The sequence below is a fragment of the Aliarcobacter lanthieri genome, assembly GCF_013201625.1.
GTDB lineage: Bacteria > Campylobacterota > Campylobacteria > Campylobacterales > Arcobacteraceae > Aliarcobacter > Aliarcobacter lanthieri.
The window spans coordinates 2261839-2276457 of record NZ_CP053839.1 but is presented as its reverse complement, the minus strand read 5'-3'; the positions used below and the strand labels follow the sequence as shown (position 1 = coordinate 2276457).

The window sequence follows — 14619 nt, the reverse complement described above, 5'->3', positions numbered from 1 at the left end:
ATAAACCTAAAAATTAATTGTAATAGGTGTTTATTATATCGAAAAAATTTATAAAATAGCTTCAAGAAAGGAAAAAGAGAATAAAATTACAAAATATTTTATTTTTACACATAGTGAATAAGTTGTGAATAATTTTTTTCTATTGAGTGAAAATATATTTTAAAAATACGATATAATGGTATTTTTTTAATAAGTGAATAAAAATTATAAAATATGGTGAATAGTTGAAAATATTAGGAATAGACCCAGGAACTAGAAATTGTGGATATGCTATAATAGAAAAATCTGGAAGAGATTTAAAGCTTATAGAAGCAGGACTTATAAAAATCAAAACTACCATTTTACAAGAACAAATTGTTGAGGTAACTGAGGGGTTTGATTTGATATTTAAAGCTCATAAAATAGATGAAGTTTCAATAGAAGATATGTTCTATGCTTTTAATCCAAAAACTGTTATAAAATTAGCTCAATTTAGAGGAGCAATCTCTTTAAAAATACTTCAAGTTTTTGGAAATTTTAAAGAATATACTCCATTACAAGTAAAACAAGCTGTAACAGGAAATGGAAAAGCTACAAAAGAACAAGTATCATTTATGGTTAAAAGACTTCTTGGAATAAAAAAAGAGATAAAACCACTTGATATTACAGATGCAATTGCAATAGCGTTAACTCATGCACAAAGAATATAATAAAGGATAAGAATTGAAAAAATTAGGAATATTAGCTTCGTATAATGGAAGTGGATTTGAAACAATACAAAAAGCAATAGAAGATGGTATTTTAAATGCAAAAGTAGAAGTAATAATAACAAATAATAGTGATGCAGGAGTATTGGAAAAAGCTAAAAAATATGGGATAAAAAGTTTTGTTATAAATTCAAAACTGTTTCCAAATGAAAATTTAGATTTAAAAATAGCTCAAACATTAAAAGAGTTTGGTTGTGATTATATATTTTTATCTGGATATATGAAAAAAATAGAAGACAATTTACTTAAAACTTTTCCAAATAAAATTATAAATACTCATCCAGCAATTTTACCATCAATTTATGGTGGAAAAGGTATGTATGGACATTTTGTTCATGAAGCAGTTGTAAAAAATGGTGAGAAAAAATCAGGTGTTACAATACACTATGTAAATGAGAATTACGATGAAGGTGAAAAAATACTAATAAAAGAGTTAGAATTAAGTGAAAATGAAACAGCTGAAACTTTAGAAACTAAAATAAAAGATTTAGAAAAGATTGCAATAGTTGAGGCATTTAAAAAAGTTTTAGCATAAAGCTAAAACTTCTTATTTTATAATTTCTGATAACTCTTCAGTAGTAGAAATTTTTCTTATTTCAGTAACTTTTCCATCTTCTAAACTATAAACGATTATTTTTCCATCTTCTTTAGTAAAATTATCTTTATTTGTATCATCTAAAAGTAAAACTGAAAAAGGGTATTTTTTCATTTTAGGAAGTGCTATAAATTTTGAAATCAGACTTGGCATTCCTGAAATATCAGCAACATAAACAGCAGAATTTTTTTCTAAGATATTCTCTTTTTCACTTAATGGTAAAAGATAATCTCTTAATAAATCACTTGTTCCTTTATCACTTGCAAAAAGTATAGTTTTTACATTTGCATCAATAGTTTTTTCAACTTCGTTTTGGTCTTTGATTTTTATATTTTCAATAACACTATCAACTGCTAATGGAGCAGCATTTAATCCAAGAGCTAAAAATGTAGCTAAAAGTAGTTTTCTTATCATATTTTTTCCTTAAAAAAATTTTGTTGGATTGTATCTTTTAAAAGTAAATGAAAAGTTAAATATGAGTATGGTTATTGTAAACTCATATTTAATTTATCTAAATATAGATTGATATTTTTTTGAATAGTTTGAAGATTTATCAGTTTTTGTTCTACTTGATAGTTCTCTTTTTCATTACTATTTTTTAGATAATTTTCTATTTCATCTATTTGATTATCTACTTTTGATTTATATTCATTCATAAGTTTTATAACATCAGTTAAAGGCTTATTAAATTGTGTTTTTATATAGAAAGCTAAATATTCAAAATCTATAAAATCTTTATAAATAGAGCTTTCTATAATCTCTTTAAGTTTAATTTTTTGAGATAAAACAGTATTTATATTTTCATAAAATTTATTCATATCCTTATCTATTTTTTTTGATAGGTTTGATATTTTCCCATCTTTAAAAGTAGATATTTGATTATTTAATAAATGATATATATCATCTAATTTCTTTATTTTATTATCAATAATTGTCATATTATATTTTATTTTTAATTCTACTGATTTATTTATTTTAAAATATAAACTGATAAAAAAGAAGAATATAAAAAAGAAGAAAAAACCTAAAATTATTCCTAAATAGTAGAATATAAATATAAAAGTATATGAAAACCAATCTTTTTCTTTTGAATTCTTATGGTTATCTGAAATATTCTTTTTTAAAGTATTAATATTTTCAGAGAGTTTTGATGGTTTCGATAAGTATTCATCAAATAGTTTTTCATAATCTAAAAGTAAATTTTTTAGTTTACTATCTTCTTCATAGTTAAAAATTTTATTGTCAATTATCAAACCTTTTTTTGTATAAAGAATATTTGTAATTTTTGAAAATTTATAAGTTCTAAATAAAAGTTTAATTATTAAATAGATAAAAATTGCAATATAAACAAAAGTATAAAATATAAGCATAGTTAGTAATAAACCTAATTTACTTTGGGTTACAAATAAATGTATAACAAATGCTAAAGGTAATATAAATATCATACTAAGTGCTATAAGTATATGAGTATAATTTTCCGAAGTAACAAATGCTAAGAAATCCTTATTTACTGTAAGAAGTAACTCTTTTAAAGATATATAGTTATAGATACTAAATCCCTTTTTTTCTATCTCTTCTTTTATTTCATTATTTAGATAATCTTTTGTGTGCATAGAATTATTTATTCCAAATATGTTTTAATACAAAACTTTGTTTTTTTATCATATTTTCCCCTTAAAATATTTTTATTACTGTAAACTTAACTCTAATTTATCCAAATATAGATTGATATTTTTTTGAATAGTTTGAAGATTTATCAGTTTTTGCTCTACTTGATAGTTCTCTTTTTCACTGCTGTTTTTTAGATAATCTTCTATTTCATCTATTTGATTATCGACTTTTGATTTGTAATTACTCATAAGATTTATAACATCTGTTAAAGGTCTATTAAACTGTATTTGAATATAAAAAGCTAAATACTCAAAATCTATAAAATCTTTATAAATAGATTGCTCAATAATAGTTTTTAGTGTATCTTGTTGAATTAAAATATTGTTTATATTTTCATAAAAAAGATTCATGTCTTTATCTATTTTATTGCTTAAATTAGATATTTCTCCATCTTGAAAAGTGCCTATTTGCTTATTTAGTAAAAGATAAATTTCATCTAATTTTTTGATTTTCTTATCAATAAATTCCATATTTTCTTTAATTTTTAGCTCTGTTGATTTATTTATTTTAAAATATAAATTTATGAAAAAAGATAATATAAAAAATAATATAAATCCCAAAACTATTCCTAAATAGTAGAATATAAAGACACTTATATTATAAATAGTTACTAATATAAAACCAACAGCAACACCTCGTATATCATTACTTCTTCCCAAAGATGAATAATTTTCTTTTAAATTATTTGATAATTTTTTTCTTAAAGATATAATATTTTGAGATAGTTTTGATGGTTTTGATAGATATTCATCAAATAGTTTTTCATAATCTAAAAGTAAATTTCTTAGTTTCTCATCTGTTTCATAATGAAAAATATCTTCTCCTATTATCAACCCCTTTCTTGTATAAAGAATATTTGTAATTTGTGAAAATTTGTAAGTTCTAAAAGATAATCTTCCTATTAAATAAATAAAAATTAAACTATAAATAGAGATAAACATGTATATAAAATATTCATAATTTTCTGAAAAATAAGATAAAAATCCAACAGCCATAAAAATAAACATAAAAGCAATATTTAAAGTTGTAATAGCTTTTAAATAATCCTTATTTACAGTAAGAAGTAACTCTTTCAAAGAGATATAGTTATATATACTAAATCCCTTTTTTTCTATTTCTTCTCTTATTTCTTTATTTAGATAATCTTTTTGGTACATTTAGATTATTTATTTAAAATATGTTCTAATTCATCACTTTGTTGTTTAGTAAGTAGTTTTATACTAGCTAAACTTTTTCTTGCGTTATCAAAGTTTTCTTGCTCTTTTTTAGCTTCGATAGCAACTTGAGCTCTATAATCTTCAATCTCTTCAAAATGAGTTTTTAATTTACTTACATTTTCTACAAAAACATTTAAAGATAAAATAGGTTTTGAAGATAACTCTTCTGCCTTTTTATTGCTTTTTATAGCTTCATCAGTTAAAGTTGAAGACATTTTATCTATTGTTTTGCTCATAGCTTCAATAGTTGCCATTGAAGCATCTATTGCTTTTTGTCCTGAAATTTCAATAATTGCTGTTGATAAAAGTGTTTTAAATATTGGCTTTGAAGCATTCATTGATAAAGATAGTTTTCTAGCAGAATCAAGTCTTACAAGAAGTCTTTTTTTTGCCATTTCTAAATTACCTATTAAAACTACTAGATTTGTTTGAAAAAACTCTATACTTTTTACAAAAAGTTGAGTTTTATCATCATCTTGATTTACTTGTAAGTTTTGTTTAAACTCAACAAGTTTTACATCTAAATACTTTTTATAGTCGATAACTTTTCCTAGATTTTGTTCAATTCCTTCTAAAAAATTGTTTTGCATATCAATAGAAGTATTTAAAGAAGTGTAAGCTTGGTCAAAACCACTAAAGATTGTTGAAATTTTTCCATTTATTGATTGGATATTAAAACTTTGTTCATCCCATTTTTCATCAAGATATTTTGCAACATTTCCAATAACTGGAATTGCTTTAAAAAACTTCATAACACCACTATCATTGTCTATAATCTCATCATAAACAACTGTCATCTCTTTATTCATAGATTCTAAAACTTTTGATACATCCATTATTGGATCGTTTTCTATAATTTTTGCTGTTTCATCTATGATTGAATCTATTGGAGCAGTTATTTGTTCACCTAATTGTCTAAAATCTTTTACTTCTTTAAATGATTTTTCAACTAATTCTTTTTCTACCACTGTTAAACTATTTGCCATAATAACTCCTTTTATTTTGATAAAGTAGGTAAATTCCATTTTTTATAAACTGCATAAACTCTTAAAAGTACTCCAAAAATAAAGACTATAATAAGAGTCATAAGATTTCTCATATCAAACATCTCTAGAATATAAACCATAGAGCCAATAATTAAAGCAACTGTTGCATAAAACTCTGAAACTAATATAAAAGGCATTCTATTGATTAGAACATCTCTGATTGTTCCACCACCAACAGCTGTTATAAATGCTAAGACTATAACACTTAAAAAGTTAAAGCCACTTTCTATGGCAATAATTGAACCAGTTATTGCAAAAGATGATAAACCAATAGCATCTGAAACTATAAATGCCCATTTCCCCTCTAAATTTGTAATTTTATGAAGTTTAAAAAGCATTGCAATTAAAACTGTTGCAATCACAAGACTAAGTGGAAGATTTGAAGTAAAGACATAAGGAGTTCTATCCACTAAAACATCTCTTGTCATTCCACCACCAAAAGCAGTTAAAAATGCAGAGATAAAAACTCCTAATATATCAAGTTTACAGTGGACTGCTATTAAAAATCCACTTAATGCAAAAGATATTATTCCTATAATATCAGCAATTTCTAGTGCACTCATCCTAAAAGCTCTTGCATAGCAAGTGCAGTTTGTCTAATCTCCCATTGGGCATGATTATCAAGTCTTAATTTAAAATAATTATCTAATTGTTTTGGTTGGAATGCTCCCCAAATTTGAGTGTATCCCATTTGTGGTATTACTCTTCTAGCCTCTTGTGGTTTTACACCTTGCTCAAGTAGTTCAAAATACAATTCTTCACTCTCTTTTATGAAGTTTTGTACTTTTTCATTTGCTTTTAGTTTTTCACTAATATAGAATTCAAATGGTACTTTTTTACCACTTACATATCTTCTTGAAAGCTCTTGCCAACAAACTCTATGTCTTACCATTTGACTTCTTGTTGGGAAATCTACTTTAAATAAAAATACTTTGAAATATTCTTTTATTATTTCACACTCTTCTTTTGTATTAAAAATAGTTCGTATATCAAAGCTAAATTTATCTTTGTCATTTTCAAAATCATAAACTAAAGCTCTATAATTTGTAAGTAAATATCTATCATCTAAAATCTCACCAAATCTTTTAGAGTTTGAATATTCCAATTTTAAAATCTCTTGATGCTTAGGATTTTCATAATCAAGTAAAACTGGTACAAACTCAAAACTTGAACTTGGTAATCCCATACTTTCAGCCATAAGTCTATTATAAAGACTTTCACTTCCTAATGCTTTTGGATTTTGGTAACAAATAGATGCTACTTGAGTTATAGCTAAAATTCTATTTTCTTCATTTAAATTTGCTTTTGAAAAATCCCAATTTTCTACAAAAGCAATACTATCTCCAAAAATATTCTCTTTTTTATTTATCAAATCTATCATCGCTTTATTCCTTTTGTAAAAAATTAACTGTGATTATACAAAATTAATAGTTAATAATAAAACAATTAGCAAAAATAAGTTAGGATTTTAAATTGTACAATTATAATAATTGTTATAGGTTAAGGAATAAAGTAAAAAATGACTATACACTACAATGAAATTTTTCAGTATGTTAAGAAAAATGTTTTTGATAAACAAACAGCACAAGATATTACTCAAGAAACATTTACTAGAGCTATAAAAAGTGCAGATAGAAATGTAATAGAAAATGAACGAGCATTACTTTATAGAATCGCTAAAAATGTTATGTTTGATTTATATAAAGAAAAATATAAAATTGATAAAATAAGTTTTGAAGAAGATTATCATATAAATGAGAGTGATAGCATAGAAACAATATTGATAGAAGATGAACAAACAATACTTTTACTACAAGAAGTAGAAAAATTACCTACAAAAAGAAGACAAGCCTTTACTTTACATATTATTGATGGTTACTCAAGAGATGAAGTTGCTTCAATGATGAATATAACTATAAATGCAGTAGAAAAACATATAAGTAGAGCAAGTAATCAGATAAAAGAGAATTTGAGTAAAAAAGAGAATAATAATGACAAATAAAGATACTATTGTAGAAAAAGCAAGATATTATTTAAGTTGTGAACAAGAAGGGAAAGATATATATTCTAACCAAGGATTTTTAATTTGGATAAATATAAAAGAAAATAAAGAAGTATTTGAAGAAGAAAAGTCATTTAGACAGTTGTTTGTAAATATACCAAGACAACATAGTTCAAAATTATCACAACAAGTACAGCAAGAATTAAAAAGAGAGAGATTTTTAAATAAAATCAAGAAATCAACAGCAATAGCTGCCTGTTTTTTAGTAATTAGTTTTGTATATGTTTTTTATTTTAAAGACAATTATAGTCAAAATATTTATTCACAAAATATTATAATGCAAGATATTATGATGCCAGATGATTCAAAAATAACTCTTGATGTAAAATCAAATATAGAAGTTGAATATACAAAAAATAAAAGAGAAGTTTTTTTAAAATATGGGAAAGCTATTTTTGAAGTAAGTGCAAATAAAGAAAGACCTTTTTATGTGCAAAGTAATGATATTTCAGTAAAAGTTGTAGGAACAAAATTTGAAGTGAATCAGAAAAAGAATAGTGTAAATATTGCAGTTTTAGATGGAATTGTAGATATAAATTATAAAGATTTAAAAATATCAGAATTAAAAAAGGGTGATAGTTTAGAAGTTTTTAATAATGGTGAGATACTAAGTTTAAAAAACTTACCAATTGAAAATCTTGCTTCTTGGAAAGAAGGTAAATTGATATTTGAAAAAACTCCTTTAATAGAAGTATTAAATGAGTTTCAAAGATATATTGATAAGAGGATAAAACTTGTAGTATCAAAAAATGATGATTTTTTAATAACTGGAGAGTTTAAAATAGATGAATTTGATAAATTTACAAAACTTTTACCTATGATTTATCCTATAAAAGTAGAATATATTGGTGAAAAAAAGGTTCTTTTTAAAAATTAATTATATATAAAATAACTATAAAATCAAGGTTTTAAAACAATTTATCATAAATTTTTAAATTTCTTACAAAATATTGTCAGGAAATTTAAATTTTTAAGACTTCCCTTATAGAGATTAATTCTCATATTGATAATTTAAAATAAGGGAGAAAATATGAATTTATCAAGAAAAGTTGTATTATCGACAACTTTATCTATTTTACTAAGTAGCCAGTTATTTGCTCAAAACTTTTCTGCTGGTGGAGGTTCACTAGAAGATGCGATTAAAGAGATAAGCAAACAATCAAATATGACATATATGGTTGATAGTAGAATTTTAGAAGGGAAAAAAGCACCAAATATTAAAAATATTGAAGGTGTACAAAATGCTTTAAATGAACTACTAAAAGGTACAGACCTTGAAGCAACTATAGAAGAAAATACAATAGTTATAAAAAAAGTATCTTCTGTAACCGTAGTTAATGGAACTTATATATTAGATGAGGTTTCAGTAAATAGTGGAGGATATGGAAGTTCTCAAAATGGTTATGTATCAAAAGAAATAAGTGGAGTAGGGCTTTGGGATAAAAGAAGTTTACAAGATACTCCTTATCAAATGAGTGTAATATCACAAGATTTAATAGAAAATTCTGCAAGTGGTATACCTCAGGTTTTTAAGATGAATCCAACAGTTCAATTAAATTATACTTCAGTAACAGGAGATAGTTGGAATGCTATAGGAATGTATATAAGAGGATTTTCTGTTGTAAGTAATATTCTTATTGATGGGATTTCTTTTTCTGATGCTTATACTTCTATGAGTCAAGATTTGGAAAGAATTGAAATTTTAAATGGATTATCTGGATTTCTATATGGACCAGGAAATGTTGGTGGAGTAGTAAACTATGTATCAAAAAGACCAACTCAAGAAAGACTTACAAATCTGATTGTAGGAAGTACTGGTAATCAAGCTTTTTATGCACATGCAGATTTAGGTGGAAAGATAGATGAAAAGGGTAAATTCTCTTATAGATTAAATGCTTTTAAACAAGATGGTGAAACTTCTATAAAAGATCAAAAGGTTGATAATACATTAATTAGTGGAGCTTTAGATTGGAGAGTTACTGATAATCTGATTTTATCTTTTGATGCTTCACATAAAAAAAGTAGAACAGATAAATTAACAGCAGCCTTTAGAAGTAATGATTCTATTGGAAAATTAGATCCAAAACAAGGTTATTCACCAGATTGGACTTATTCAGATACTACTCAAGATAGATTAGGATTTAAATCTTTATGGTACATAAATGATAATATAAAATTAAGAACAGGATATTTATATCTTAAAAAAGAGAGTAATGGTTTATCACAACCTTGGATATATGATAATTATGATGGAACATATGAATCAAAAAATTATAAATTATTTCCAGATGAAGTTAAAAATCAAGGTGCTTATGCTTATACAGATTTTGATTTTGATACTTTTGGTATCCAACATACTTTAACTGTTGGTGCTTCTGGAAGTAAGAAAAAAATTTATGAAATGAATCCTCAAGAATTTATAAGTTTAGGAAATTTTACTTTAGAGGAATTAAATAGTAAACCACTAAAGCCAATTTATGCTGGGAATCCTAATAATCCATTATATTTATCAAGTAATCAAGAAAAAATTAATTTTATGATAGGTGATGATATTAAATTTAATGATAATTGGGGAGCATTACTTGGACTTAATTATGTAAAAATAGAAAACAAAAATTATAATAAAGGTGGCTTAAAAACAGGAGGTTATGATGCTGATGAAATAACTCCTAGTATGTCTTTAATCTATAAACCTTTTGAAGATTTAACAACTTATATAACATATATGGAATCTTTAGAAAATGGATTAAAAGTGAATTGTGCAGATTGTACTAATAATGGAGAAGTCTTAGATCCATATCTAAGTAAACAGTATGAAGTTGGAGCAAAATATTCTATATCAGAAAATTTACTTTTAAGTTCAGCATTATTTAGAATAGAAAAAGCACTTAGATATGATAGAGAACTTCCAAATAATATGAAAGAAGTAACACAAGATGGTTTAGAAATTCATGAGGGGTTAGAGCTAACAACAACTGGAAAAATAACTAATAACTTAACAATTGTTGGTGGTGGAACAATTATGAATATAGAAGTAGATAAAACTGCAAATCCAGCTATAAAAGGTAAAAAGCCAATTCATGCCGCTTCAAAAATGGCAAAACTATATGCAGAATATAATCTACCATTTTTACAAGGTCTAACTTTAACTGGAGGAGCTTATTATACAGGAAAGTCTTATAGAAATAATATAAATACAGATATTATTCCTTCTTATACAATTTATGATGCAGGACTTAGATATAAAACAAAGATTGATAAATTTCCAACAACTTTCTTAGTTAATGCAACAAATGTAACAAATAAAAAATATTGGAGAACTTCTACATCTTTTGGAGAGCCAACAAATCTAGCATTTTCTATGAAAATGGAGTTTTAAAGAATAAAGAGAGAATATCATCTCTCTTTATTTATTATTTTTGAATGATATATCTTATAGTAGGACCATCACTATCAACTAAAAGTAGTTTATATCCATGATTTTTAGCATCAGCTGGGATATTATTTATACTTTGTGGACAATCACTAATAACTTCTAAAATTTCTCCATCTTTTAACTCTTTCATAGCTTCAAGAGTATTTATTGCTGGATATGGGCAAGGCTCACCTTGCATATCTATTCTATAATCAGGAACTATTTCTTTATTTTCCATAATTTTTCCTTTATCTATTTCTTGATTTTCTTAAATATCTTTTTTCTAAAACTAAAATTAGAATAAAAAATAGTAATAGCAATCCATAGTTTGCTATTAATCCTCCATAGTTTCCAAAACTCTCAAGTAGGTTTATTTTTGGCCAAGAAGTTGCTAATGCTGGACTTATATCATCCCAAACAAAGGCTAAAAGTGTAGCTCCTATGATATTACCAATACCCACTATCCAAAAGTGTACTTGTCCTTCAACAGCTCTATACATCCAACCACATTCACAACCACCAGCAAGAACAATACCAAATCCAAAAAGTAATCCACCTATAACTACATTTGGACCAGTCCAGAATATTTTTGCAGGTTGCCCCATCATAATAAATGCAAACACACCTAAAGTTGCTACAGCCATACCTATAATAATTGCTTTTGCTAATTCACTTCTTCCTGTTGTGAAAATATCTCTAAATGCAGATGTAAAACATATTTGAGCTTTTGCAATTATAAGTCCAAAAGAAGCTCCAAATAGCATTGCCATACCAAGTTTTGCACTATTTGCTACAAATATTAGATATAAAGCCCAAATAATTATAGCTATAAATACAAAAGTACCAAATGTAAAGAATTTTTTAACTTTTTCTTCATTATGTTCAAGTGGTTTTGCACAAGATACTTTTTGCATTTTAATTTTTGATTGAAAAAATGGATGAAGTGCAACTTTTACTCCAAAATATACTCCTACAATCATAAATGCTGTAAATACCCAAGCATGAAATGAAAACTGAGGGATACCAGTAAAAAAACTTGCTAAGTTACAACCCATACCAAGTCTTGCACCAAATCCTGCTATGATACCACCTATTAATGCTTGCCATATTCTTATACTGTTTAAAGGTAATCTAAATTTTACATTATTTCCCCAAAATGCAGCTGCAATACAACCTGCAAACATACCAATAATCATAACACCATCAATTCTTGTGAATATATTTCCATCTATTTTCATAAGTTGATAATAACCCCAAGTTGAAACATCAATTCCAAATAGTTGTAGAAAATGTCCACCCCATCTAGTAAACTCTCCTGTAACAGCCCAATAAGTTCCAGTAATTCCAAAATAGTATGCACTCAAAACTCCTAAAGCTATAACAGCAGGAATTGGTGACCAGAATCTTGAAAGTGAAGCTTTTAAACTTTGCAAAAATTCCATTTTCGCTCCTAACAATAAAAAATAAGATTAAGAAAAGACAGTGCTTGAAAGTAAATCGAAGTATAAATCAAGATGTCAGTTTGCACCGCAAACCTAAAATAAAGGTAGATTGTAATAAATGAAAGATTAATATAGGCTAAAAAAGGTAAAGTATTTTTACCTTTTTTACTTTATTATAGTTTAAAGACTATCTCGTAGACTTTCAAATTTTTGAACTTGGTCTTTTAAAAGTTCACCATTTTCATCTCTTGTTACAAATATTTTGAAGATATCTTCATCTTTTTTACTAAAAACTATACTATGAGATAATTTACCTCTAAGTATTTTTGATACAAAAGATATAGTTTCAATATCACTTACTTTTAAATGTCCTGAAATAGAACTATTTTTTGAATTAAAATTATAGTAACCATGTCCATAAGTTCCTGTTGGAATATTATCTTTTATCTCTATTACAAAAGATGGTGTGATTTTTATCATTAAGATTTTTCCCCAAGTTGAAATATCCTCTATTATTTCATCAAATTTAGTAGATTCTACCTCTTTTATTATTTCCATTTGTACTCCTTTAAATTAATTGATTTTTAACAAATTCAAGATAGTGTCCTTCTTGTTGTTCTAATTCATCATGATTTCCACTTTGAACGATTTTGCCTTCATCAAGAACATATATTTTATTTGCATTTTTAACTGTACTTAATCTGTGTGCTATTGTGATAACTGTTTTATCTTTTAAAATCTCTTCTAAACCACAAAATAATTTAGTTTCTGTTTGAACATCTAAAGCAGAAGTTGATTCATCAAATATTATAATACTTGGATTTGCTATAATCATTCTTGCAATAGATAATCTTTGTCGTTGACCACCACTAAGTCTTACACCATTTTTTCCTACGATTGTATCAAGTTTATTTTCTAAGTTGTAAACAACATCTGATAATTGTGCTATCTCAAGAGCTTTGCAAATATCTTCGTCTTTAATATTTTCATCACCCATAGTTATATTAAATCGTAAAGTATTATTAAATAACATTGGCATTTGTAAAACTAAAAATATTTCATCTCTTAGACTTTTTTTATCTAAATCTTCAATTCTTATATTGTTATAAGCTATTTCACCATTTGTTTTTGTATAAAACCCAGCAATTATTTGTGCTAAAGTTGTTTTTCCACTTCCACTAGCACCTATTAATGCTATTTTTTCACCATATTTTATATTAAATGAGATATCTTTTAAAATCTCTTTACTCTTATTGTATGAAAAATATACATTTTTTAGTTCAATATCTACACCTTTTTTTTCAAAAGATTTATTACCATTTGGTTCTTTTTGCAGATCTAAAACTTTATTTATTCTGTTTATTGCAGCCATTGCTGTCATATATGAATATTGTATTGATAGTATATCTTGTACCGGAGTCATAATAAACCAAATATATCCAAACATAGCAAACATCATACCAATAGATAAGTCACTATAAGCAACCATTACAAGACCAGCTGCTCTTAATATTTCAAAAACTATTAAAAATAGTGTAAATGAAAATCTTTCATAAGCTACACTTTTATAGTTGAAATTATTTGAAGTAGTTTGAATATTTTTTGCTTTTTTTATTGCATTATCAAAAAAATATTCCTCTTTATTACTAGCTTTTATTTGAGAAAATAGATCTAATGATTCTCCTATATTATTTTGAAAATCTGAAATAGCCTCATTCTCTTCTTTTTTTAAAATACCAGTTTTTTTTGCAATATTTCTTGATAAAAACATAATGAGTGGTTGAATAACTATAATTAAAATTCCTAAAATTGGGTGAATAGCTATAATTACTGCACCAACAGCTATTAAAGTTAAAATTGATGTCACAAGTTTACTTGCAATCGACATTATAAAATTATCTAAAGTATTTACATCTGTTATTAAATTTGCACTTACAGTACCACTACCAAGACTTTCATATTCGTTCATTGATACGTCTTTTAAGTGTTTTAATGTTTTTTCTCTAACTTTAAATGTTACAAATTTTGCTATGTTTGTAAATATCTTAGTGATAATAACAGAAAAAATATAGTGTAAAGCTCGTAAAATAACTACTGCTAAAGTTACAATAAGGATATATTTAAAAGCATTCTGAGTTCCAAAAAGATTGTTGATATTTTCTACAAAAAAGTTTGGTTTATCTAAAAGTACTTCATCAACTAATGCTGGAAGCATTAAAGGGATAGGTACACTTATTATTATTGCAACAATTGTTACTATCTGCCCAAAAACAAGTAGCTTTTTCTTTTCTAAAAGTAGGTTCCAAATATATTTTAAATCAATTCTATTCATAAAAATCCTGTTAAGTTTTGTGAGATTTTAATATAAAGATAATTTATTCAAAGTGAAAATAAAAGTTGTAAAATTGTAAATAAATAGATTTTA

Annotated in this window: 15 protein-coding genes; 5 read left to right on the top strand and 10 right to left on the bottom strand. The window is 25.4% G+C overall.

The annotated features are described in order from the left end of the window. Positions 1-224 precede the first annotated feature (224 nt). Both ruvC and purN read left to right on the top strand, forming a co-directional pair. Positions 225-689, top strand: coding sequence for a crossover junction endodeoxyribonuclease RuvC (gene ruvC / locus ALANTH_RS11395; RefSeq protein WP_026802827.1), 465 nt, complete (start codon positions 225-227; stop codon positions 687-689). Positions 690-702: 13 nt separating this feature from the next. Continuing rightward, the gene (purN, locus tag ALANTH_RS11390) at positions 703-1281 is read left to right on the top strand and encodes a phosphoribosylglycinamide formyltransferase (RefSeq protein ID WP_026802826.1); all 579 of its coding nucleotides are present in this window, start codon (positions 703-705) and stop codon (positions 1279-1281) included. A gap of 12 nt (positions 1282-1293) precedes the next feature. Here purN and ALANTH_RS11385 read toward each other — a convergent pair whose 3' ends face one another. From ALANTH_RS11385 to ALANTH_RS11360, 6 genes are all read right to left on the bottom strand, one after another. Continuing rightward, positions 1294-1755 carry a hypothetical protein gene (locus ALANTH_RS11385; RefSeq protein WP_026802825.1) on the bottom strand — a complete coding sequence of 154 codons (462 nt, stop codon included), beginning with the start codon at positions 1753-1755 and terminating at the stop codon, positions 1294-1296. Positions 1756-1826: 71 nt separating this feature from the next. Further along, entirely contained in the window at positions 1827-2954 is a 1128-nt protein-coding gene (locus tag ALANTH_RS11380; RefSeq protein WP_026807088.1) for a hypothetical protein, read from the bottom strand. Positions 2955-3029: 75 nt separating this feature from the next. Continuing rightward, positions 3030-4169, bottom strand: coding sequence for a hypothetical protein (locus ALANTH_RS11375; RefSeq protein ID WP_026807087.1), 1140 nt, complete (start codon positions 4167-4169; stop codon positions 3030-3032). A gap of 5 nt (positions 4170-4174) precedes the next feature. Further along, positions 4175-5215 carry a hypothetical protein gene (locus ALANTH_RS11370; protein WP_026807086.1) on the bottom strand — a complete coding sequence of 347 codons (1041 nt, stop codon included), beginning with the start codon at positions 5213-5215 and terminating at the stop codon, positions 4175-4177. Positions 5216-5226: 11 nt separating this feature from the next. After that, positions 5227-5838 (bottom strand): trimeric intracellular cation channel family protein, encoded by a 612-nt coding sequence (locus ALANTH_RS11365; protein WP_026802821.1) that lies wholly within the window; start codon positions 5836-5838, stop codon positions 5227-5229. Then, complete coding sequence (locus tag ALANTH_RS11360; protein WP_026802820.1) at positions 5835-6656, bottom strand: FAD-dependent thymidylate synthase; 822 nt, start codon at positions 6654-6656, stop codon at positions 5835-5837. Before ALANTH_RS11360 ends, ALANTH_RS11365 begins: the two co-directional genes overlap by 4 nt. 138 nt (positions 6657-6794) lie before the next feature. Between ALANTH_RS11360 and ALANTH_RS11355 the strand changes: the two genes are divergently transcribed. The 3 genes from ALANTH_RS11355 to ALANTH_RS11345 all read left to right on the top strand — a co-directional run bounded on the left by ALANTH_RS11355 (position 6795) and on the right by ALANTH_RS11345 (position 10716). Continuing rightward, a complete protein-coding gene (locus ALANTH_RS11355; RefSeq protein ID WP_026802819.1) occupies positions 6795-7277 on the top strand; it encodes an RNA polymerase sigma factor in 483 nt (160 codons plus the stop codon). Next, positions 7267-8214 (top strand): FecR family protein, encoded by a 948-nt coding sequence (locus ALANTH_RS11350; protein WP_026807085.1) that lies wholly within the window; start codon positions 7267-7269, stop codon positions 8212-8214. Before ALANTH_RS11355 ends, ALANTH_RS11350 begins: the two co-directional genes overlap by 11 nt. 153 nt (positions 8215-8367) lie before the next feature. Next, a complete protein-coding gene (locus ALANTH_RS11345) occupies positions 8368-10716 on the top strand; it encodes a TonB-dependent siderophore receptor (protein WP_026807084.1) in 2349 nt (782 codons plus the stop codon). A 34-nt stretch (positions 10717-10750) separates the two neighbouring features. Here ALANTH_RS11345 and yedF read toward each other — a convergent pair whose 3' ends face one another. The 4 genes from yedF to ALANTH_RS11325 all read right to left on the bottom strand — a co-directional run bounded on the left by yedF (position 10751) and on the right by ALANTH_RS11325 (position 14526). Further along, on the bottom strand, positions 10751-10990 hold the full coding sequence (gene yedF, locus ALANTH_RS11340; protein ID WP_026802816.1) for a sulfurtransferase-like selenium metabolism protein YedF: 240 nt from the start codon (positions 10988-10990) through the stop codon (positions 10751-10753). A 10-nt stretch (positions 10991-11000) separates the two neighbouring features. Further along, positions 11001-12194, bottom strand: coding sequence for a selenium metabolism membrane protein YedE/FdhT (gene yedE / locus ALANTH_RS11335; protein WP_026807083.1), 1194 nt, complete (start codon positions 12192-12194; stop codon positions 11001-11003). 180 nt (positions 12195-12374) lie between these two features. Continuing rightward, positions 12375-12752 (bottom strand): heme utilization cystosolic carrier protein HutX, encoded by a 378-nt coding sequence (gene hutX, locus ALANTH_RS11330; protein ID WP_029888429.1) that lies wholly within the window; start codon positions 12750-12752, stop codon positions 12375-12377. 10 nt (positions 12753-12762) lie between these two features. Beyond that, complete coding sequence (locus ALANTH_RS11325; protein ID WP_026807082.1) at positions 12763-14526, bottom strand: ABC transporter ATP-binding protein; 1764 nt, start codon at positions 14524-14526, stop codon at positions 12763-12765. Positions 14527-14619: the final 93 nt, after the last annotated feature.